Source organism: Microbacterium sp. SORGH_AS_0862 (assembly GCF_030818795.1).
In the GTDB taxonomy this organism is placed as follows: domain Bacteria; phylum Actinomycetota; class Actinomycetes; order Actinomycetales; family Microbacteriaceae; genus Microbacterium.
Genome location: NZ_JAUTAY010000001.1, coordinates 53,376 through 74,574 on the forward strand (window position 1 = coordinate 53,376; position 21,199 = coordinate 74,574).

At 69.1% G+C, this 21,199-nt stretch carries 18 protein-coding genes, 1 tRNA gene and 1 pseudogene; 4 read left to right on the plus strand and 16 right to left on the minus strand.

All coding sequences use genetic code 11. The annotated features are described in order from the left end of the window. Positions 1-54: 54 nt before the first annotated feature. Positions 55-1,338: an anthranilate synthase component I family protein gene (locus QE377_RS00265; protein WP_307318507.1), complete on the minus strand. Its 1,284-nt coding sequence runs from the start codon at positions 1,336-1,338 to the stop codon at positions 55-57. Between the two features lie 42 nt (positions 1,339-1,380). Here QE377_RS00265 and QE377_RS00270 point away from each other — a divergent pair, with 42 nt between their 5' ends. The 4 genes from QE377_RS00270 to QE377_RS00285 are packed head-to-tail and all read left to right on the plus strand — an operon-like array spanning position 1,381 to position 4,706. Further along, on the plus strand, positions 1,381-2,061 hold the full coding sequence (locus tag QE377_RS00270) for a DedA family protein (RefSeq protein ID WP_307318509.1): 681 nt from the start codon (positions 1,381-1,383) through the stop codon (positions 2,059-2,061). Positions 2,062-2,065: 4 nt separating this feature from the next. After that, positions 2,066-3,106, plus strand: a complete 1,041-nt coding sequence (locus tag QE377_RS00275; protein ID WP_307318510.1) for an App1 family protein — start codon at positions 2,066-2,068, stop codon at positions 3,104-3,106. Positions 3,107-3,111: 5 nt separating this feature from the next. Further along, entirely contained in the window at positions 3,112-3,819 is a 708-nt protein-coding gene (locus QE377_RS00280) for an SOS response-associated peptidase (protein ID WP_307318513.1), read from the plus strand. Then, on the plus strand, positions 3,816-4,706 hold the full coding sequence (locus QE377_RS00285; RefSeq protein ID WP_307318516.1) for a 3-methyladenine DNA glycosylase: 891 nt from the start codon (positions 3,816-3,818) through the stop codon (positions 4,704-4,706). Before QE377_RS00280 ends, QE377_RS00285 begins: the two co-directional genes overlap by 4 nt. A 9-nt stretch (positions 4,707-4,715) precedes the next feature. On the opposite strand, the gene QE377_RS00290 is transcribed toward QE377_RS00285, so the two are convergent. The 15 genes and pseudogenes from QE377_RS00290 to obgE form a co-directional block, all read right to left on the minus strand. Then, positions 4,716-6,026, minus strand: coding sequence for an ATP-binding protein (locus QE377_RS00290; protein ID WP_307318518.1), 1,311 nt, complete (start codon positions 6,024-6,026; stop codon positions 4,716-4,718). After that, positions 6,023-6,745, minus strand: a complete 723-nt coding sequence (locus tag QE377_RS00295; RefSeq protein ID WP_307318520.1) for a LytTR family DNA-binding domain-containing protein — start codon at positions 6,743-6,745, stop codon at positions 6,023-6,025. Before QE377_RS00295 ends, QE377_RS00290 begins: the two co-directional genes overlap by 4 nt. 25 nt (positions 6,746-6,770) lie before the next feature. Further along, entirely contained in the window at positions 6,771-7,802 is a 1,032-nt protein-coding gene (locus QE377_RS00300) for a glycosyltransferase family A protein (protein ID WP_307318523.1), read from the minus strand. A gap of 141 nt (positions 7,803-7,943) precedes the next feature. Then, complete coding sequence (locus QE377_RS00305) at positions 7,944-8,984, minus strand: glycosyltransferase family 2 protein (protein WP_307318526.1); 1,041 nt, start codon at positions 8,982-8,984, stop codon at positions 7,944-7,946. Further along, positions 8,981-9,616 (minus strand): hypothetical protein, encoded by a 636-nt coding sequence (locus tag QE377_RS00310; RefSeq protein WP_307318528.1) that lies wholly within the window; start codon positions 9,614-9,616, stop codon positions 8,981-8,983. The genes QE377_RS00305 and QE377_RS00310 overlap by 4 nt, the downstream gene beginning before the upstream one ends. After that, on the minus strand, positions 9,613-12,027 hold the full coding sequence (locus QE377_RS00315; RefSeq protein ID WP_307318530.1) for a glycoside hydrolase family 3 C-terminal domain-containing protein: 2,415 nt from the start codon (positions 12,025-12,027) through the stop codon (positions 9,613-9,615). The genes QE377_RS00310 and QE377_RS00315 overlap by 4 nt, the downstream gene beginning before the upstream one ends. 97 nt (positions 12,028-12,124) lie before the next feature. After that, on the minus strand, positions 12,125-15,031 hold the full coding sequence (locus QE377_RS00320) for a glycoside hydrolase family 3 protein (protein ID WP_307318532.1): 2,907 nt from the start codon (positions 15,029-15,031) through the stop codon (positions 12,125-12,127). Positions 15,032-15,256: 225 nt separating this feature from the next. Beyond that, positions 15,257-15,329, minus strand: a tRNA-Ala gene (locus tag QE377_RS00325). A 67-nt stretch (positions 15,330-15,396) separates the two neighbouring features. Then, a complete protein-coding gene (gene rsfS / locus QE377_RS00330) occupies positions 15,397-15,774 on the minus strand; it encodes a ribosome silencing factor (protein ID WP_137416807.1) in 378 nt (125 codons plus the stop codon). Then, positions 15,771-16,733 carry a hypothetical protein gene (locus tag QE377_RS00335; RefSeq protein WP_307318537.1) on the minus strand — a complete coding sequence of 321 codons (963 nt, stop codon included), beginning with the start codon at positions 16,731-16,733 and terminating at the stop codon, positions 15,771-15,773. The genes rsfS and QE377_RS00335 overlap by 4 nt, the downstream gene beginning before the upstream one ends. Continuing rightward, complete coding sequence (nadD, locus tag QE377_RS00340) at positions 16,730-17,326, minus strand: nicotinate-nucleotide adenylyltransferase (RefSeq protein ID WP_234073027.1); 597 nt, start codon at positions 17,324-17,326, stop codon at positions 16,730-16,732. The genes QE377_RS00335 and nadD overlap by 4 nt, the downstream gene beginning before the upstream one ends. Before the next feature lie 11 nt (positions 17,327-17,337). Beyond that, positions 17,338-17,562, minus strand: a complete 225-nt coding sequence (locus QE377_RS00345) for a hypothetical protein (protein WP_307318542.1) — start codon at positions 17,560-17,562, stop codon at positions 17,338-17,340. A gap of 50 nt (positions 17,563-17,612) precedes the next feature. Next, positions 17,613-18,873 (minus strand): annotated as a pseudogene (locus QE377_RS00350) (glutamate-5-semialdehyde dehydrogenase). A gap of 9 nt (positions 18,874-18,882) precedes the next feature. Further along, on the minus strand, positions 18,883-19,710 hold the full coding sequence (gene proB / locus QE377_RS00355; protein ID WP_307318545.1) for a glutamate 5-kinase: 828 nt from the start codon (positions 19,708-19,710) through the stop codon (positions 18,883-18,885). After that, the gene (obgE, locus tag QE377_RS00360) at positions 19,707-21,197 is read right to left on the minus strand and encodes a GTPase ObgE (protein WP_307318547.1); all 1,491 of its coding nucleotides are present in this window, start codon (positions 21,195-21,197) and stop codon (positions 19,707-19,709) included. The genes proB and obgE overlap by 4 nt, the downstream gene beginning before the upstream one ends. Positions 21,198-21,199 lie beyond the last annotated feature (2 nt).

The following is a 21,199-nucleotide window of genomic DNA, read 5'->3' on the forward strand; positions in this document are numbered from 1 at the left end:
AATCGTGGAGTTTCGGGGAGGTGCGCAAGGCGCAAATTTCAGGATACCCGACCCCTAACCACCCCAGTCGGCCGGGAGCGTCGCCCCCGCCGCACGCAGCGGCGCAGTGGCCTTCAGCGCCACCTCCGCGACCTCGGCGGCCACCTCCGACGACCAGGTGATGCCGCCGCCCGCGCCCACATAGGCACCCCGGGGATGCGTGACGAGGGTGCGGATCGTCATGGCCAGATCGAACGCACCGTCATCGCCCACCCAGCCGGCGCAGCCGGAGAAGGCACCCCGCGGCGCGCCCTCGATGTCGTGCAGCAGGGTCATCGCCGACAGTTTGGGTGCCCCCGTCATGCTGCCCGCGGGAAACACCGCCTTCAGCATCTCCCCCAGCGTGACGCCCGGATGCGGCACCCCGCTGACCGAGCTCACGAGTTGATGCACACGTGGATACGTCTCGACCTCCAGGAGGCGGTCGACGCTCACCGTCGCCGGATCGCACACGCGCGCCAGGTCGTTGCGCATCAGGTCCACGATCATCACGTTCTCGGCACGCTCCTTGGGGTCGGCCGCGAGCTCGGCGGCGAGGGCGGCGTCCGCCTCGGGCGTCGCGCCACGAGGACGGGTCCCCTTGATCGGATGCGTGCTGACGCGTCCATCGCGCGCGAGCAGGAAGCGCTCCGGACTCGCACCGGCCAGCGCGATCCCGCCGCTTCGGATCAGCAGTCCATGATGCGAGGGGGTGTCGGCCCGAAGCGCGGCGTAGGCGTCGAGCGCATCGACCTCGCCGACCACGTCGAAGCGCGTCGTCAGACACAGCAGGTACGCATCCCCGCGACCGATGGCCGCGATGGCCGTACGGATGTCGTCCGCGTAGCGGGATGCATCGACCCGCGCGATCGCCGCGCCCCGATCGGGCACCGCCGCCGGGGCGACCGGGGTCGCCGACGTGATGCGCTCGGCCCAGGCATCGGCATCCTCGCCGCTGACCCACGTCACGCCGGCGGCGTGATCGAAGGTCACGAGCGTGCGCACCCTCATCCAGCTCTCACGCGGCATGTCGTCGGGCGCGACGGGGGCGCCGGCCGCATCCGCGCCGACCTCGTACGAGAGCCATCCGACCCATCCGCTCCGGAACGGTCCGGCGGGATGCGGCGCGGTGTCACCCGCCGCGACCTGCACCGCACGCACCTCGGCGCCGTCCACGGGGATGCCGGATCCGATCCAGCTGTAGCCCGCGCCGGCGTCGGGCCCCGCATCGAGCCAGAACGTGTGGTCGCGCTCGGCGAAGAGTGCGTGGACGGCTGCGGGATCGTTCGCGCCGTGCACGCGGACAGGGGCAGCGGGCACGCTCCCAGGCTAGCGATACCGCAAGCCTCTAGGCTCGACGGCGTGAACGATCTGCTCACCGCGATCCTCGATGCCGTGCGCGAGGTCGATCCGGTGCTGCGCGTGGTTCTCGCCGGCGTCGCCATCATGCTGGAGACGAGCGTGCTGGTCGGGCTCATCGTCCCGGGCGACACCATCGTCATCGTCGCGGGGACCGCCGTCACCACACCCCTGGAAGCCGTCCTCCTCGGCGCTGCCGTCGTGCTCGGGTCGCTGCTGGGCGAGACGCTCGGGTACCTCCTGGGCCGCTATCTGGGGCCGTGGCTGCGCAGGTCGCGTCTCGGTCGCCGCATCGGCGAGGAGAACTGGGCCAGATCGGAGCGCTACCTGGAGCGGCGGGGCGGGCCGGCCATCTTCCTGTCGCGCTTCCTGCCCGTGCTCCACTCGCTCGTGCCGTTGACGGTCGGTATGGCGCGCTTTCCGTATCGCCGGTTCCTCGCCTGGACCGCGCCGGCATGCATCATCTGGGCGAGCCTCTACATCGGTGTTGCGGCGGCCGCTGCGGGCACCTACCGCGAGCTCTCCGATCGCATCCACTACGCGGGTTACATCTTCGTCGCCATCATCGTGACATTCGTCGTGCTGGTGTTCATCGGCAAGAAGGTCATCGAGCGGGTCGAGCGTCGGCACATGGCCGGGCCGGCGTCCAGCCCGGAGCCCCGAGCGACGGACGTGGAAGACTGAGGGGGTGGCCGAATCCCGTCGTCCGACCCGTTCCGACAAGATCCTTTGGATCGCCCGACTCGAGCGCCGGTTTCACGCGTGGCGTGAACGGGGCGCCCGTCGTCGTGGGCGCACACCATCGGCGGCGGCCTTTCCCGGCTACGGTTCACAGCGCTGGGTGCGGGTGCTCGCACGCGTCGTGATCCCCCCGGTCGGCCGGGACAAGGGCGAGTACGCAGGCATCCGCGGATGGCGGAGCTTCGCCGCGATCCCGGTCGCGTACGGTCAGGTGCGGGTCACCGTGGGCAGCGAGACGCATGACGTCGTCGCCGACCGCGGCGGCGTCGTGGACGTGGTGCTCCCGGCGACCCTCGAGCCGGGCTGGCAGACGCTCACGGCGCAGGTGGAGGGCGGTCAGACCACCACGCTGCGCGTGTTCATCGTCTCCGACGTTGCCAGGTTCGGGGTCGTGAGCGACATCGACGACACCGTCATGGTCACCGCCATCCCCCGTCCGATGCTCGCGGCCTGGAACTCCTTCGTCGTCAACGAGCACGCACGGCAGCCCGTCCCCGGGATGTCGGTGCTGCTCGAGCGTGTGACGCGCGAGCATCCCGGCGCCCCCCTGGTCTACCTGTCGACGGGCTCGTGGAACGTCGCCCCGACGCTCACCCGTTTCCTGCGCCGACATCTCTTCCCCTCCGGCGCCATGCTGCTGACCGACTGGGGGCCGACACACGATCGGTGGTTCCGCAGCGGCCGCGCCCACAAGTCGACCAACCTCAACCGACTTGCGCAGGAGTTCCCCGACATCCGCTGGCTGCTCATCGGGGACGACGGGCAGGCCGACGATGCGATCTACACCGAGTTCGCGGGCGCGCATCCCGCTAACGTGGCCGCCGTCGCCATCCGCCGCCTGACGCCCGCAGAGGCCGTGCTCGCCGGTGGACGGACGGCCGTGAACGACCACTCCGCCGCGAGTGTGCCGTGGGTCAGCGGCGACGACGGAGCCGAACTGCTCGATCGGCTGGAAGAGACCGGTGTCGTACGCCCGGGCGTAGGCTGACCGGCATGTGTGGTCGGTTCGTCGTCGCCAACGTCGCGTCTGAGCTCGTCGGAGTACTGCGCGTCGACACGATCAACCCCTCGCTCCCTGCGCCCTCCTACAACGTCGCGCCGATGAGCACGGCGGCCATCGTGCTGGACTCCGCCAAGACCGAGCCACCCACGCGGCGACTCGAGCCCGCGCGGTGGGGGCTGGTGCCCGCGTGGGCGAAGGACCCGAAGATCGGCGCCCGGGCCTTCAACGCCCGCGCCGAGGAGCTGGAGGACAAGCCCATGTTCCGCGGTGCTCTCATCAAGCGCCGCGCCGTCGTCCCGACGACCGGCTACTACGAATGGAAGCAGCTCGCCGACGGCAAGGAGCCGCACTTCATCCACCAAGCCGACGACTCGCCCCTGTTCCTCGCGGGGCTGTACGAGTGGTGGAAAGACCCGAGCAAGGCGGATGACGACCCCGACCGCTGGCTGCTGAGCTTCACCATCCTCACCCGAGACGCGATCGGCGCGCTCGGTTCGATCCACGACCGGATGCCCCTGTTCCTCGACGCCGACTTCGCCGATGCGTGGCTCGACACCGACACGGACAACGTCGGCGACATCCTGGATGCCGCCATCGACGCGGCTCCCGATCTCGCCGAGACCCTCGAGACCCGGGTCGTCTCTCCCGCCGTCGGCAACGTGCGCAACGACTCGCCCGCGCTGATCGAACCCGCGTGAGCGCCCCGGCGTCCCTCCTCACGCCGGAGACCGTCCTCAGCAGCGATGACTGGCGCTCCCGTGAGCGCCGTCACGCCGAACGGGCCGATGCGCTCACCGCCGGACGCCGAGCCCGCGTCGCGCGGGGCCGGACGCATCCCGTCGAGGACTTCCTGTTCACCTATTACGGCTACAAGCCGGCGCTGCTGCGTCGCTGGCATCCGGGTACGGCGTATGCGCTGGCGGATGCGGCGCACGAGGATCGTGCCGACTGGCGCTGGTACGTCCGTGGCGAGAACGACTCCGTACGTGTCGATGCGCGCGCCTTCGCCGCCGAGAAGCGGCTCCTGCTGACCGGTGTCGCCGCGATCCTGGAAGGCACCCGCGGGCGGAGCGCGCAGTACGGCTGCTTCGGTATGCACGAGTGGGCGATGCTCTACCGTTCCCCGACTCCCCGCCATGCCGTGCCCCTGCGGCTGGGATCCGCGGCCACGGACGCGGTGGTCGAGTCGCACGAGCTGCGGTGCACGCACTTCGACGCCTTCCGCTTCTTCACCGAGGATGCAGCACCCCGCAACCGTGCGCTGCTCGCGCGCGAGACCCAGTCCGCCCACGAGCAGCCGGGCTGCCTGCACGCGGGCATGGACCTCTACAAATGGGCGGTCAAGCTCGGCCCGCTCGTGCCCGGCGACACGCTGCTGGACGCGTTCGAGCTCGCCCGCGACATCCGGGCGCTCGACATGCGTGCCTCGCCGTATGACCTGCGCGACTGGGGTTACGAACCCGTCGCCGTGGAGACGGCGGAAGGCAAGGCCGTGTACGTCTCCGAACAGCGGGCGTTCACCCTCCGGGCGGAGCCGCTGCGCGAGCAGCTGCTGGGGCACGTCCGCGGGGCGCTGGCCGCCTGAACGGGCGATTCAGCGCGCGGCGGCGGCGACGTCTCGAGGGAGCAGCACCCGGAGCGAGAACCACTCGGCACCGCCGTCGACCGACACCGACCCGCCGTAGGTCTCCGCTGCCGCCTCGATGTTGCGCAGGCCGTATCCGTGCCCCTCACCGGCTTTGCGTGTGAGGATGCGACCGTCTCGCCGGCGCAGGTGCCCGTCGAAGGTGTTCTCCACCCGCAGCATCACGAAATCGTCGTGCGCGAACAGGGAGAACTTCACCATCCGTTGCGACTCGGGCAGACGCGCCGTCGCCTCGAACGCGTTGTCGAGGGCATTCCCCGCGATCGCGGTGATGTCCAGCGGGCGCAACCCCGCCAGCAACCGCCCGTCGGCCACCGTCGCGACGTGGATGCTCTGCTCCCTGGCGTACATGAGTTTGGCCGTGAGCACCGCGTCGAGCACGTCGTTCCCCGTGCGGACCTGCGTCGCATAGTCGCGGATCGACGTCTCGAGGTCGTCGAGGATGCGCAGTCTCGACTGCGGGTCCTGCTCGGCCCGGATCGCATCGAGGTGGTGCTTCATGTCGTGGTACTTGCGGTTCACCTCGTCGATCGTGCGCCGCGACATCTCGTACTGCTGGTGCTGGCTGGTCAACAGGCGCGCCATCGCGTCGGCCTCCCGGCGCGCCTGGAAGCCACGGCGCACCTCGTGCTGCACGTAGAGCGCGATGTAGCCGCAGAGGTCCACGAGGGTGCGGATGTAGAGGATCTCATGCCCGATGCGACCGCTGAACGGGGTCGCGGTGGTGACGAAGCTGAGGTTCGAGATGACGAACGTGGCGGTCGCGATCGAGAGCGCGGCGACCAGATCGGCGTAGCCCACCTCGAAGACCTCCCCCCGCACCAGGTGACGCCGCTCGGCGAACCAGGCGAGCCCCAGCATCCCGCCGTAGATCACGACCATCATCGTGGCCTTCACCTCGGCCGGCGCATCCAGGTAGAACCGGTCGAGCTGCCAGTGGATGGATGCGGTGAGCTCTGCCAGCACGAAGGCCCGCGCGGTGAGGTAGCCCGCCGTCACCGGGGAGACCCGCAGCGTCGTGTACAGCATGGCGAACATCACCAGCACGGCGGCCAGCATCCCCGGGATCCACAACGCGAGCGAGAGGCGCCCGGCTGCTTCCTGTACGGCGAGCAGCGCGAGCAGCCCGACGGCGGAGGCCGCGGCCGTCACCCACCAGCCGGCCCGCCGGGCGACGATCAGCACGAAGACGAAGCAGGCACCCCACTCGGCTATGGCGGTGAAGCTGCGAGGGATGTCGGCGAGGTACAGCTCGTTCATGCCGTGATCCCGCGTGTGCCGATGTACGCGGCCAGCGCGGCGAGGAAGTCCTTCTTGCGCGGCCGGCTGATCTGCAGGCGCACCCCGCCTCGGATGCGGCAGTCGTTGCCCTCCACCCCCGTCACGTGGCGGAGGTTCACGAGGTAGCCGCTGTTGCAACGGAAGAAGTCCTCGCCCTCCAGCTCCCCCTCCATCGCCTTCAGGGACGTCGCGACCGTGTAGTCGCTGTCCAGCGTGTGGATCAGGACATTGTGCTTGGCGCTCTCCAGGTACAGGACGTCGGCGATGTCGAGGCGGTGCCGGTCGCCATCGGCGGCGGTGAAGAGCATGTGTCGGCGCTCGCGCCGGCGCAGCCGCACGAGGCAGCGCCCGAGTTCCTGCGCGAAGACCGGGTAGGAGACGGGCTTGAGCAGGTAGCTCAGGGCATCCACCTCGTAGCCGCTCACCGCGTACTGCGGGGATGCGGTCACGAAGACGATGAGCACCTCGCTGTCGACCTCGCGGATGCGTCGTGCGGCCGTCATGCCGTCCACACGCGCCATCTGGATGTCCAGCAACAGGATGTCCCAGTCGGGACGGTAGTCCTCGATGATGTCGCGCCCGTCGCGGAACGCCCCGACGTGGAAGCGTTCGCCGTGCTCGCGCTGGAATCGATCCAGGTGCGACAGCAGGCGGTCGATGCTGGCCGGATCATCTTCGACGACGCCGATGCGGATCATGCTCTGTCTCCTTCCTGGTCGGTTCTCAGCTGAATCCGACGTAGCGTCGGGCGAGGTGGTATGCGGCCCGCGTCACGTGCCGCCCCGCATATCCCGGCAGATTGCTCCCTGCGCAGACGAGGCTCCGCCGCAGATGACCGTGGATGCGGGGACGGTCGCGCTTGACCTCGCGCCAGAAGGCTCGGCGCACCGCGAGATGCTGTGCGGTGCCGCCCAGCGCGAGCGTGGCGCTCACGGTGGCGCAGAGCGCGCGGATGTAGTGCAGCTGCGCGGCGTAGAGCTGCGTCGGGATATGTCCGGTCCGGACGTCCTCGAGGCTCGGCAGGGTTTCGAGCGCGAGTCGGTTCACGCGCAGCTGCTGATCGACGCGCGCCAGCATGACCTCCGGCGCGACCGACTGTCCCGCACGGCCGATGTAGTAGTGGTACAACGCGACGGGCAGGTAGTACATGCGCCGCACGCGCGCGAGCGGACGCAGGACGTACAGGCTGTCGACGTAGAACGTGTGACGCGGCAGGTCCAGATCCACCTCGCGCAGCAGGGACGTGCGGTAGATGACGGCGTGCATCATGAGGTACTGCCGCCGCGCGAAGCGCTGCGTGTCCTCCCAGCCGAAGACGCGGTCGGCGGGAAAGACCGTGTCGAAACGCGTCCGCCGCGGCTCCTTGTCGACGCGGTCGTGTACGAAGTCGGTGAACAACGCGTCGACTCCCCCGGTCGCCTCCACCCGCTCGAGGACGTCGAGCACTCGTGCGAGAGCGGCGGACGACAGCCAATCGTCGGCGTCGAGCACCTTGAGGTAGAGACCGCGCGCGTGGGCGACACCGGTGTCGATCGCCGCTCCGTGCCCGCCGTTGACCTGGTGCACCACACGGATCCGGTCGGGGTACGTGTGCGCATAGGATGCGGCGAGCAGCCCGGTGGCGTCCGTCGAGCCGTCGTTCACGATGACGACCTCGACGCGCGCGTCGCTCGTGCAGAGCGCAGCGAGGGCTCGACCGAGGAACTCTGCGCAGTTGTACGCGGGCACGGCCACCGTCAGCAGGGGCGATGACACCGAGGCACCCTCCGTCCGGCGCCGCACGCGGCGACGGACGGCGGCGCGCAGGGCGATGATGACGAGCCGGGCGCGAGATCGACCGGTCTCACCCTCGATCGTAGACGGGACGCCCTTCACCTGCGGAACCCGCGGCTCTCCTCAGCTGAACCCGACGACGCGGCGAGCCCAGTCGTACGCGAGGCTCGTCGCACGGCGGCCCGCCTGTCCGGGAAGGTTGCTCACGGCGCCGAGAAGACTGCGACGCATCCGGGTGTACAGCCAGGGGTTCTCGGCCCTCACCTCCCGCCAGAAGCGGTCGCGTTCGACGAGGTGACCCGCTGTCCCGGCGCGGGCCAGCGTCGCGCTCGTGACCGCGCACACCCCCTCGACGTGGTGCAGAAGCGCACGGTAGAGCTGCGCCGGAACCTCGCCGCGCGCCACCGCGTGCGGCGAGGGAAGCGCCGCGAGTGCCAGCCTGTTCACCCGCAGTTGCTGCTCCACGCGCCGTACCATGACCTCCGGCGCCACGGACTGTCCGGGGCGGCCCACGTGGTAGCGGTAGAGCGGGACCGGCAGATACCGCATCCGGCGCACCCGCGCCAACGGCGTCACGACGTAGAGGTTGTCGACGTAGAAGGTGTGCTCGGGCAGGCGCAGCCCGCTCGCGCGCACGAGTTCCGTCCGGTACACGATCGCGTGCATCATCAGCACCTGACGGCGCCCGAACCTTTCCGTGTCGGCCCACTCGAAGACGCCGTCCGAGGGGAACACCGAGTCGAAGCGTGCCGGACGCGCCGACTTGCCGACGCGTTCGTGGACGAAGTCCGTGAACACCGCATCCACGTCCGCGCCCTCGAGAGCGACGAGTTCGCGCACCAGGAGGGCGAGCGAGGCGATGTCGAGCCAGTCGTCCGCGTCCAGGATCTTCACGAACGAGCCGCGTGCGGCGGCCAGCCCCGTGGTGATGGCGCCACCGTGACCGCGGTTGGGCTGGTGGATCACCCGCCGGGATGCGGGGCGCCGCGCCGCCCAGTCGTCAGCGAGTGCTCCGGTCGCATCCGTCGAGCCGTCGTCGACGACGATCACCTCGACGTCGGCGACCGCGTCGAGCTCCGACAGCGCGCGCCCCAGATAGTCCTCGGCGTTGAACGCCGGAACCACGATCGACAGCGCCGGCGCGACCCGCGAGCCGTTCGTCATCGCTCGACCTTGTCGCCGGGCTCCGCCACCACCTCGACCTCGGTCGGTGCCTGGCGGAAGATCACCTTGAAGATCGGGTAGAACACCCAGAACGAGATCGCGGCGTTGATGATCATGGTCAGCACGTCCGCCACGACCGATCCGCTCGAGCCCCATCCGAGGGTCACCATGAAGAAGTCGTAGATCGGCGCCTTGTAGAAGCCCTGCGCCGCCGCGGCGATGAAGGTGATCGCCACATAGGCCACCGTGTACCAGCCGGCCGCCACCCACACAGAGGTGTTGGACTTGAACGTGATGTTGCGCTGCAGGAAGAAGTTGATGACCTGCGCGATCAGCAGCGTGATCTGCACCGCGAGGAAATACGCCAAGCCGCCACCGCCGGCGGGAAGCACGCCCGCCGCGTAGTCGAACATGTAGTACTGGCTGCCGTCGACGTTCGACCCGACGGGCAGCACCTGGAACCCGACGTCCGTGAGACCCGTGAAGCTCGCAAAGCCCCAGCGGAAGATCGGCATGAGCGCCAGCTGCAGCACGGTCACGCCGTTGGACAGCAGCAGGAACATGAGGAACTTCGACAGCTCCGGACGTGAGGTCTGGAATCGACCCCACCAGTTCGAGATGGCGGTGATCATCGTGCACTCCTGTTCCCTGCGGCGGCGTCGAACGCCTTCTTCGTCGCCTTCTCATCGCGTCGACCACCGAAGTAGGCGGCGATCACGCCCCCGAGCCCGCGCAGCGTCTGCCCGTTCACGAGCGTCAGCACTGCCCCGGTGAGTCGACGGGTGGCGAGCCCTCCGCTCATCTTCGAGATGACCCGGAACGGGCCGTTCAACAGGAACAGCATGTTCAGGTCGGGGGTCCCGGCCGCGTCCGCCTTGCGACGGCGGCCGTCGAGGATGCGGAATCCGAGTCGACCGAGGGGGCTGCGCGACTCGGCGAGCCGATCCATCGGGTCGTTCTCCCCGAGCGGCCCGTCGGGCCACTGCGGATCGGGGATGGAGCGCCCGAGGAGCGCCGCGAACTCGGCATCGGTCGCCGCCTGGCGCGCGTGCGCGGTACCGGTGAGCGCCACACCGTCGCGCTCGACGGTCGCTGTGAGATCCAACGCGCCCAGGTGTGCGCCGACCGCGATCTCGTACGTACCGCGCTCGACGATCCACGCGTTGGTCGCGGCGTCGAAGACCCGGAAGGTGCGCTCGCCGAACGGCAGCGCGACGCGGCGCGACTCCCCCGGCTCCAGCCGCACCTTCGCGTAGCCCTTCAGCTCGCGACGCGGACGCGCCAGCGCGCTGACTCCGACGCGTCCGACATACATCTGGACCACATCGCTGCCCGTCCGGGAGCCGGTGTTCGTGACCGTGACCTCTGCGCCGTCGGCATCCACCGCGAGATCCGAGTAGGCGAAACTCGTGTAGCTCAAGCCGTAGCCGAACGGGAAGGCGACCGGCACGCCGACCGTGTCGTAATACCGGTAGCCGACGAACGGTCCTTCGCGGTACTCCGCGGTACGAGCCGCGCTCGGGAAGGTCTTGGCCGTGGGGGTGTCCTCGAGAGCGCGAGGCATGGACTCTGCCAGCCGCCCACCCGGGTCGACCGTGCCGGTGAGGACGTCGGCGATGGCCTCCGCCCCCGCCTGTCCGCCGAGGTATGTGTGCAGCAGCGCGGCCGTATCCGTCGCCCAGCGCGTGGAGACGACGCCTCCGGCACTGATCAGCACCACCGTCTTGGGGTTGACCCGATGCACGTCGCGGAGCAGGCGCACCTGCTCGGCGGGCAGATCGAGGGTGGCACGGTCCATGCCCTCCGACTCGGCGATCTCCGGGAGTCCGAGGCTCAGCACCACGACCTCGGCACGAGCGGCGAGTGTCAGTGCCTCCGCACGCAACGCATCGTCGGGGCGGCCGTCGCGGCGGAACCCCTCCGCGACGCCTACGACCTCGAGCGTCGAGGACGGCAGCACCTCGGCGAGTGTCGGCAGCGTCGTCGGGTTCACGAGCGAGGATCCCGCTCCCTGGTATCGCGGTGCGGTGGCGAAGGCTCCGATGAGCGCGACCCGGGTGCCGGGCGAGAGCGGCAGCAGCTCCTCCTCGTTGCGAAGGAGCACCGCCGACTCCGCAGCGGCACGCCGCGCGAGCGCGTGGTGCGCCGGAAGGTCCACGACCGCCGCGGCACGTTCGGTCACGCGGCGCACCAGGTCGATGACCTCGGCGACCCGGGCATCCAGGTCCGACACCGAGAGCTGCCCCGACTCGACCGCCGCGACGATCTCCCGGGCGGAGTCGAATCCGGGCGACGGCATCTCGAGCGCCGCGCCGGCGGCGACCGCGGCGACCGCGTCGTTGGATCCGCCCCAGTCCGAGATCACCGCGCCGTCGAACCCCCACTCGTCGCGCAGGATCTCCGTCAGCAGGTGCGCGTTCTCGTGGGCGTACACACCGTTGACGAGGTTGTAGGACGACATGATCGCCCAAGGGGCGGCCTCGCGCACGACGATCTCGAAAGCGGTCAGGTAGATCTCGCGCAGGGTGCGCTCGTCGACGACGGAATCACTGACCATGCGGCGCAGCTCCTGGCTGTTGACCGCAAAATGCTTGGGAGTCGCTGCGACGCCCTCGGACTGGATGCCGCGCACGTAGGCGGCCGCGAGTCGGCCGGAGAGCTCCGGATCCTCGGAGAAGTACTCGAAGCTGCGGCCGCCGAGCGGACTGCGCTTGATGTTGAGGCCCGGTCCGAGCAAGACGCCGACACCCTGCGAGGAGGCCTCCCGGCCCAGAGCAGCGCCGATCTCCTCGGCCAGCTCGTCGTCCCAGCTGCCGGCGACGGTGGCGGAGGTCGGGAAGCACGTGGCGGGCTCCGAACCGTTGATGCCGAGGTGGTCGGCGGAGCCGACCTGCTTGCGCACACCGTGAGGGCCGTCCGCCATCCACACCGGGGGCAGGGAGATGCGCTCGATGGCGCGCGTCTGCCAGGTGTTCGCACCGCTGAGCAGGGCGGCTTTCTCGAGCAGCGAGAGACTCGCCACGAGCGAGGGGGTGTCTTTCACAATGGGTCTTTCTTGGTCGTTCACGTCGCGCGTCGAGCGCGGAAGGACAGTCGCCGTTCGGGGCCGAGCGCGGCGGCCCGGCCCCGAACGTGCCGTGTCAGGACGAAGCGAGCTCGTCGCTGACCGTCACCGGGCGATTGCGGTGACGGCCGACGCGGACGATGATCCACACCACTCCGGCGGCCACCAGCAGCGCCAGCACGACGGTGCCGACCGTGATCCAGATCTCCCACGCTGCGGGCTGGTACGTCAGTGTCGCTCCCGGAGCCATCCCGTTCACCGCGTTGGAGTTCGCAACGGTGTACAGCAGGTTGTGGGCGGCGTAGCGGATGTTGGACTGTGCGAAGGCACTGTCGGTGTCTTCGACCGTCTTCATCCCCGCGAAGGTCAGCATGTGATCCGTGCCGCGAGCGGCCCACGCCTCATCGACGTACATGTAGGGGTAGAGGTTGAAGTCGGTGATCACGAAGCCCGTGAAACCCCACTCACCGCGCAGCACGTCGTGCATGAGCGCCGCAGAGCCACCGGCCCACGTGCCGCCGATGCGGTTGAACGAGCTCATCATGGCGGTGGCACCGATCTCGGCGGTCTGCTTCGTGCCGGCGGCGTCGTAGTACGACAGCTCACCGCTGGCGTTCTTGACGATCATCTCGAAAGGCTTCAGATAGATCTCACGGATCGTCTGCTCGGTCGCCCACGTAGCGATGCCGTTGCCGTTGACGCGGTTCGTCTCCTGGTCGTTCATCGCGAAGTGCTTCGTGAACGAGTAGACGCCCTTCGTGAGCGCGCCGTCCACGGCAGCCGTGGCGAGGGCCCCGGAGAGCACCGGGTCCTCGGAGTAATACTCGAAGTTGCGGCCGGCGAACGGAGAGCGATGCAGGTTCGCGGCAGGTGCGTACCACCCGTTGGCACCCATCGTCAGCGCTTCGTTGCCGATCGCGACACCCATCGCGTTGGCGAGTTCGACGTTCCACGTCTGTCCGAGCAGGTACTCGGACGGGAAGGCCGTTCCGGTCCACAGATCAGGGTTGATGAACGAGCTGAAGCCGGCAGGGCCGTCGAGGTCGTTGGTGCGGATCTTGCCGATCCCCGGGAGACCGGCCGTGTTGTACGCACCCGAGGTGAGCATGTCGACGACCTCGTCCAGCGTGAGCTGGTCCAGCAGAGCGTCCCACTTCGGGTCGTCGTACGCGAGTCCGCGCATGTCGACGAGCGAGACATCGCCGTCCGCGCCCCAGACGGGCGCCTCGGAATCCGTGTCAGCCGCTGCGGCCGCGGCGGCATCGTACGGAGCGAAGTCGGCGATCGTCGCCTCACTCGCCTCGAAGTCGGCTCCCTCGGGCGCCTTCGGGAACGTGCCGGCGAAGTCGGCACGGGACAGCGCAGTCACCTTGCCCTCGGAGAAGGCCGCGGTGACATCCTCGAAGTGGTTGGTCGCCGCCGTCTCGTCGCTCGCGCGCCCCTCGGTGTAGGTGACCTTCTCGTCGACCGTGTACGTGATCGGAGCGGTGCCCGCCGCGATCGTGTGGGAGTCGTTCTGGACTTTGATCTCGTAAACGCCGGCGTCGAGCACGTACGCCCCGTCGCCGGTGCTGTCGTAGGACGCCATCTCCTCGACGGGAACCGTGAGCGTCACCGTCTCTGATGCGCCGGGCTCGAGCAGGCTCGTCTTCGCGAACGCTCCGAGCACGACGGAGGACTTCTCGACACCGCCCGGGGTGTAGGGCGCCGTGTAGTAGAGCTGCACGACATCCTTGCCGGCGACCGCACCGGTGTTCGTGACGCTCACGTCGACGGAGATGTCGCCGTCCACATCGCCGAGGCGCTGGCCGGTGATCGCCTTGTCGAAACTCGTGTAGCTGAGCCCGTAGCCGAACGGATAGACGACAGCCTGGTCGTAGTCGATGAAGCCTTCGACCGCCGCCGTCTCGTAGTAGCGGTAACCGACGTAGATCCCCTCTTCGTAGTCGACGAAGTAGGCGTCATCGACGTTCGTGTACGCGAAGTCGCCGAAGTTGACGAAGGTGGGGTCAGCGGAGAAGTCGCGCGAGAACACGTCGGCCGTGCGCCCCGAGGGGTTGATGTCGCCGCTCAGGATCGGTCCCAGCGCGTTGAATCCGTTGACGCCGGGAGAGCCTGCCAGGATGATGCCGTCGATACCCTCATCGTCCTGGAGAGGACCGAGCTCCATGGACGTCGATGCGTTCACGACCACGATGACGTTCTGGAACTGGCTCTTTGCGAGTTCGAGCAGGTCCTTCTCATCGGCGTTCAGCTCGAGCTGGTGCTGACCGGGCTCTGCGCGCTCGTCCCACTTCTCCATGTTGGTGGCGAGGTCTCCACCTTCGCCGCCGGCACGACCGATGACGACAATCGCGGCGTCGGCGAACTCGGCGAAGCTGTCGAGTGAGGCCTGCGAGTAGTCGGCGACCGGCATCTCGCCGATGTTGTAGTTCGACTCCTCCGGCTTGTCCATGACGATGTTCGTCCGGCCGCCCTCCGCCGCCGGGTTCGCCTCGGCGAACGCCGCGAGCTGGTCGTAGACCGTCCCGTTGACCGTGAAGCCGCCGTTCTCGATGCCGGCCTTGATGTTCACGGCGGTGCGGGTGTCTGCTGTTCCGGAGCCGGAGCCGCCGTACACGGGGTCGGCTGCACCGCGGCCCAGCAGCGTGACGGCGCCGGTCGCCAACGGGAGAGTCCCGTTGTTCTTGACGAGCGTCATGCCTTCGCCGGCGATCTCCTCCACGAGCTCGGACGACGCGCTCTTGGCCTCTTCGTTCGTCGCGTAGTCGGCCGTGTAGTACTCGGTGTCGAGCTTGTCGCCTTCCGCCGTATTGCTGATCGCGTAGGTTCCCGCGCCCATGTACGACTCGATGGCTCCTCGATACATCCCGATCGCGATGTTCGCGCCGATGGCGATGATTGCCACCACGGCGACGATCGGGATCCAGATCGCGAGGAACCTCTTGTTCGACATCGGCTTCCGAGCCGTCGTTGAACTCACTGTGTTCTCCTCTGTGTGCAGACCTCCGTCATCGGAGGACGGCCCGGGCGTCAGCGCACCGGTGCCGGGTCCCATTTCACGCGCTCCGCACAGCCCGAATCGCGCTCACGCACAACCTGTCGCTTTCGGCGCACGAACTGTGCGTGCGCGGCCATGAGCGAGGTGGAATCGGTCGGGAAAACGAGTGAAGGCCCCCGCTTCGCGGAGGCCTTCGTATCGTGAGGGTGGACCTGAGGGGACTCGAACCCCTGACCCCCTGCATGCCATGCAGGTGCGCTACCAGCTGCGCCACAGGCCCTCTGTCACCCGTCCGGGCAACTCATTCAGCTTACAACACGGATGAGTCGTGAGCGAAATCAGCCCGGTCACTCCGGGCGCGTCGGCACCGGCAGGTCGATGGGAACGGTCGGGCAGTCCTTCCAGAGGCGCTCGAGGCCGTAGAAGACGCGCTCCTGCTCGTGGAAGACGTGCACGACGAGGTCGCCGAAGTCCAGCAGGATCCAGCGTGACTCCTCGCGGCCCTCACGGCGCAGACGCTTGACGCCGTGCTCGAGCAGCTGCTCCTCGATCTCGTCGGCGATGGCTGCCACATTGCGCTCGTTGCGCCCCGTGACGAGCAGGAAGATGTCGACGAGCGGCAGCGGCTCCGAGACGTCCAAGGCCACGAGGTCCTCGCCGCCCTTCGCGTCGGCGGCGCGCGCGGCGATCTGCAGCACCTCGACGGATGCGTCGGTGAGAGTCATGAGAAGAGTCCTGTCGATACGGCGAACACCAGCACGCCCACCAGCGCGAGCGCGAGCGCCCCGGCGGTGATGGCGAGCACGAGCATGAGACGGCTGCCCTTCTCGGGCGCCGGCGGACGGATGATCTCGTCCGCGCTCTTGATGGTGCTGATCGCGGCGCTGGCCGCGATGGGGGTGGGAGAAGAAGCGGGCGGCAGCTCACCGTCCACGAGAACCGCGTCGGCCTCCTTACCGTCGGTCGTCCCGGGCGCGTGGCCGCGCGAGCCGAGGCCCTCGGGCAACGCGAAGGTGCCGGTGATGAGCACCTCGCCGGTCGCCGCGATCGGCGAGGTGAACGCGTCCGCCGACGGCGTCTGCGAGAGGATCAGGGCGTTCGGCGTCGCGACGCTGCCGGTGGATCCCTCTCGCGTCAGAAGGTGGTCGAAGGACGGCGGGAGCGCGACCTCGGGGACGCCGCCTTCGAGCAGCGCGGAACCGAGCTGGGGCGACACCACAGGTGCGGGCTCGTCGGCGAGAGCCGCCTCGGCCGCAGCCAGCGGCATCTCGTCGGCCGGTCGCTCATCGGCAGCGGGCGTGAACAGCGCCGTCATCCCACCGGTGTCCGGCGAGGACGAGTCCTCTTCGGCGGGCTTCACTGTCGGCGTCGGCGCCTGCGCCTGGGCGGCGGTGTCGGGTGTGATCACCGGCACCGACGCGGTGCGGATGCGCTCCTGCTCGCGCGCCTGGCGGCGGGTGAGCGGCGAGACGCCCAGGTCGACGCTCGCATCCGCGCGGGGGGCGGGCGGGACGACCGCCGGCTCGGCGGCGCGCGGAAGCGGGGCGGCCGGCTCCGGCTTCGGCTCGGGCTCGCTCGCGGGAGCGTCCTGCGTGGTCTGGATCGGGGTCGATCCGGTGTTGCGCAGGTCGCGCATCTGGCGCCGGGTCAGCGGCGGAGTGCTGGGCTGGTCAGGGTTGCTCATGCCTTACTCCGGTAGAGGTGGTGCTTCGCAATGTACTGGACGACTCCGTCCGGAACGAGGTACCACACCGGTTGTCCGTTGTGCACGCGGTTCCGACAGTCCGTCGAAGAGATGGCCAGGGCCGGGATCTCGAGCAGACTCACGTTCTTGCTCGGCAGACCAGCCGCCGATAGCGGGTGCCCGGGCCGGGAGACCGCCACGAAATGGGCGAGGTCCCACAGCTCATCATGGTCCCTCCAGCTGAGAATCTGCGCCACGGCGTCGGCTCCCGTGATGAAGAAGAGCTCGGCATCGGGACGCTGCGCCTGCAGGTCTCGGAGGGTGTCGATCGTGTACGTCGGCCCGGATCGGTCGATGTCGACCCTGCTGACGCTGAAGTCCGGGTTCGAGGCCGTCGCGATCACCGTCATCAGGTAACGATGCTCGCTCTCGGTCACCTGCGACTTCTGCCACGGCTCGCCCGTAGGGACGAAGATGACCTCGTCGAGGTCGAAGGATGCGGCGACTTCGCTCGCCGCGACGAGGTGTCCGTGATGAACCGGGTCGAAGGTGCCGCCCATCACCCCGATGCGCGGCGCTCGACCTGCACTCATCTGCCCGAGAGTCAGTGGCCGTGTCCGCGCGGCTCGAGATCGGCGGCGTGCTTCTTGGCGTACGCCTCGGCCTTGTGCGCGTGACGGTTGGCGACGTTGCGATACGACAGGGTCACGAGCGCGAGAGCGGTGAAGACGAGGAGCGCGAGGATCCCGTATCCGACGGTCTCCGCGGCGACGTTACCGTGGTGCTCGGCCTCCTCGGCGACAAGGGTGAGGAAGGGGGCGAGGCTCATCGGTTCTCCGATCGATCGGTGGGGCGCACGGGCGCTCCCAGCTTAGTCTGTCAGCCGCGTACCTGCCCGGAGCCGCGGACGACCCACTTCGAGCTGGTGAGCTCCCGCAGGCCCATGGGTCCACGGGCGTGGAGCTTCTGGGTGGAGATGCCCACTTCCGCGCCGAAACCGAATTCGCCGCCGTCGGTGAAGCGCGTGGATGCGTTCGCCATCACCACCGCGGAATCCACTTCTGCGAGGAAGCGCTCGGCGCTGGTCTCGTCGTCCGTGATGATCGACTCGGTATGGTGCGTCGAGTAGCGCCGGATGTGGTCGAGCGCGCCATCCAGATCGTCGACCACGCGCATCGCGATGTCGAGACTCAGATACTCCGCCCGCCAGTCCTGTTCGTCGGCGGCGACCACGCCGGTCGCGAGCTGCGCCACCGTCTCGTCGCCGTGCACCGTCACGCCGGCCGCCTGCAGGGCGGCCACCACCGGACCGACGACCCGCTCGGCGGCCGCGCGGTGCACCAGGACCGTCTCGGCCGCATTGCAGACACTGGGACGCTGCGCCTTCGCGTTCACCACGATCGATTCAGCCCGCTCCAGCGGCGCAGTCTCGTCGAGGTACACGTGCACGACGCCGGCACCTGTCTCGATGACGGGCACCGTGGACTCGGTGACGACGGTCTCGATGAGCTGCGCGCTGCCCCGGGGCACGAGCACATCGACGACTCCACGGGCATGCATGAGTTCGGTGGCGCCGGCGCGGCCGAAGGCATCGAGCGTCTGGATCGCCTCCGGATCGATACCCTCGTCCGCCAGTGCGCCGCGCATCGCCTGCACGAGCGCCGCATTGCTGAGTTCGGCGGCGGTCCCGCCGCGCAGCACGACGGCGTTGCCGGAGCGCAGCGCGAGCGCAGCGATATCGACGGTGACGTTGGGGCGCGCTTCGTAGATGGAGCCGACCACGCCGAACGGCACGGAGATCTTCTGAAGGTTCAGCCCGTTGTCGAGGGTCTTCTCCTCGAGCATGCGCCCCACCGGGTCCGGCAGCTGCGCGACCTCGCGCACCGCCTCCGCCCAGAGCGTGCACGCGTGCGGCGTCGAGGGTCAGCCGGTCCAACAGCGCGTCGGAGAGCCCCTGCTCGCGCCCGCGATCGAGGTCCTCGCCGTTGGCTGTGACGATCTCGACCGTCGCAGCCTCCAGCGCATCCGCGATGCGATCGAGGAGGCGGCTCTTCTGCGGGTCCGAGAGCCGTGCGATCTCGCGCGAGGCGGTCTTCGCGAGCAGCATCCGCTCGCCTGCGGTGACGGTCGTCAGACTCATCCGCTCAGTTTAGCGACGCGTCAGGACCGGTCCGGTCAACGGATGCTCCACCGGATGCGGGTTCGGTGCGAACCACGTGCCCACCTCGTCGCCGCCGAGAGCGGAATCCACGAGGTCGATGCTCGTCACCAGAACGGCCACACCCGCGGCCGCGGCGAGCCGCGCCGCCGAGACCTTCGTCGCCGCTCCCCCGGTGCCGACGCTGTTGACGACGACGGAGCCGAACTCGTACCCCGCGAGATCGTCGCCATAGGGCACCTCGGCGATCGGTCGCGCTCCGGGCTCGTCCGGCGGCCGCGTGTACAGGCAGGCGATGTCGCTGAGCAGCACGAGTGCGTCGGCGCTGATGAGCTGGGCGACCAGTGCGGCGAGGCGGTCGTTGTCGCCGAAGCGGATCTCGTGAGTGGCGACCGTGTCGTTCTCGTTCACGATCGGCAGGATGCGCAGTCCGAGAAGGCGCTCCATGGCCCGACGGGCGTTGGAGCGGTGGGTCGGATTCTCGAGGTCGCCCGCTGTCAGAAGCACCTGTCCCGCGACCACGGCGAAGGGGCGCAGAGCCTCCTGGTAGCGATAGACGAGGATGTTCTGGCCCACCGCTGCTGCGGCCTGCTGCGTCGCGAGGTCGGACGGCCGGGCGTCGAGAGCGAGGAAGGGCATACCGGTCGCGATCGCGCCCGACGAGACCAGGACGACCTCCGTGCCGCGGCCGTGAGCGGCGGCGAGAGCCTCCACGAGTGGCTGGATGTTCGCCGCATTTTCACCGCTGATCGATGACGAGCCCACCTTGACGACGAGGCGCCTTGCCGCGGGCAGATCGGCGCGCGAACTCACGCTCACTCGTCGCCCTCGCGGATGCGCTCCGCCTCCAGCTCGGCGCGTGCCGCGGCCTTGGCGTCCATACGCTCGTGGTACCGCTCGCGGCGCTGGTTGGTCGTGCGGCGCCCGTCGAGATTGAAGCGCGGATCGGTGCCGCGAGGAGCCGTCATGAGCTCCGCAGCCGACGACAGAGACGGATGCCAGTCGAACACGACGCTGTCGCCCTCGCCGATGACGACGGTGGCGCCCGGTGTCGCTCCGGCACGGAACAGCTCGTCTTCCACCCCGAGCTTGTCGAGGCGGTCGGCGAGGAAGCCGACGGCCTCCTCGTTCTGGAAGTCCGTCTGCTGCACCCACCGCACCGGCTTCTCGCCGAGAACGCGATACACCGGGCCGTACGTACCGCCCTCGACCCGCACCGAGAACTCCTTCTCGGAGCCCTTGGGCCGGATGATGATGCGTTCGGGCGCGGGCTCAGCCGCAACCTCGGCACGGTGCTTCTCGACGATCTCGCCGAGCGCGAAGGTCAGCTCGCGCAGCCCCGCACGGCTCACCGTGGAGATCTCGAACACCCGGTAGCCGCGAGCCTCGAGATCGGGGCGGACGAGGTCAGCGAGATCACGCGCCTCGGGCACGTCGATCTTGTTGAGCGCGACGACCTGCGGGCGCTCCAGCAGCGGAACCTGACCCTCGGGGACCTCGTAGGCGGCGAGCTCGGCGAGGATGACGTCGAGATCGGACAGCGGGTCGCGACCGGGCTCCAGCGTGGCGCAGTCGAGCACGTGGACCAGCGCGGTGCAGCGTTCGACGTGACGCAGGAATTCGAGTCCGAGCCCGCGACCGTCGCTCGCGCCCTCGATGAGCCCGGGCACATCGGCGACGGTGAAGCGAACGTCGCCGGCCTGCACGACACCGAGGTTCGGATGCAGCGTGGTGAACGGATAGTCGGCGATCTTCGGTCGCGCGGCGGACACCGCGGCGATCAGGCTCGACTTGCCGGCAGAGGGGTAGCCCACCAGCGCGACGTCCGCGACGGTCTTCAGCTCGAGACGGACGTCGCCTTCCCACCCCGGGGTGCCCAGCAACGCGAAGCCGGGAGCCTTGCGCTTGGTGGTCGCGAGCGCCGCGTTGCCGAGCCCCCCGCGTCCGCCGGGCGCCACGACGAATCGGATCCCGGGCTCGACCATGTCGGCCAGGACCGTGCCGTCCTCGTCCTTCACGACGGTGCCGACCGGCACGGGCAGCTCGATGGGCTCGCCCGTCGCACCGGAGCGGTTGTCGCCCATGCCGAAGCCGCCGTTCTCGGCGGTGCGGTGCGGCGAGTGGTGATACGACAGGAGCGTGGTCACCTGCGGGTCCGCGACGAGGATGATGTCTCCCCCGTTGCCCCCGTTGCCGCCGTCGGGGCCGGCGAGCGGCTTGAACTTCTCACGGCGCACCGACACGCAGCCGTTGCCGCCCTTGCCTGCGCGCAGGTGAAGCGTCACTCGATCGACGAACGTGACCATGT

Excerpts from the sequence above, each read along its gene's own strand:
- rsfS (WP_137416807.1), bottom strand. The coding sequence starts at position 15,774 with ATGACTCTCACCGACGCATCCGTCGAGGTGCTGCAGATCGCCGCGCGC.
- QE377_RS00280 (WP_307318513.1), top strand. The coding sequence starts at position 3,112 with ATGTGTGGTCGGTTCGTCGTCGCCAACGTCGCGTCTGAGCTCGTCGGA.
- obgE (WP_307318547.1), bottom strand. The coding sequence starts at position 21,197 with ATGGTCACGTTCGTCGATCGAGTGACGCTTCACCTGCGCGCAGGCAAG.
- QE377_RS00290 (WP_307318518.1), bottom strand. The coding sequence starts at position 6,026 with ATGAACGAGCTGTACCTCGCCGACATCCCTCGCAGCTTCACCGCCATA.
- QE377_RS00335 (WP_307318537.1), bottom strand. The coding sequence starts at position 16,733 with ATGAGCAACCCTGACCAGCCCAGCACTCCGCCGCTGACCCGGCGCCAG.
- QE377_RS00295 (WP_307318520.1), bottom strand. The coding sequence starts at position 6,745 with ATGATCCGCATCGGCGTCGTCGAAGATGATCCGGCCAGCATCGACCGC.
- nadD (WP_234073027.1), bottom strand. The coding sequence starts at position 17,326 with ATGAGTGCAGGTCGAGCGCCGCGCATCGGGGTGATGGGCGGCACCTTC.
- QE377_RS00310 (WP_307318528.1), bottom strand. The coding sequence starts at position 9,616 with ATGATCACCGCCATCTCGAACTGGTGGGGTCGATTCCAGACCTCACGT.
- QE377_RS00345 (WP_307318542.1), bottom strand. The coding sequence starts at position 17,562 with ATGAGCCTCGCCCCCTTCCTCACCCTTGTCGCCGAGGAGGCCGAGCAC.
- QE377_RS00305 (WP_307318526.1), bottom strand. The coding sequence starts at position 8,984 with ATGACGAACGGCTCGCGGGTCGCGCCGGCGCTGTCGATCGTGGTTCCG.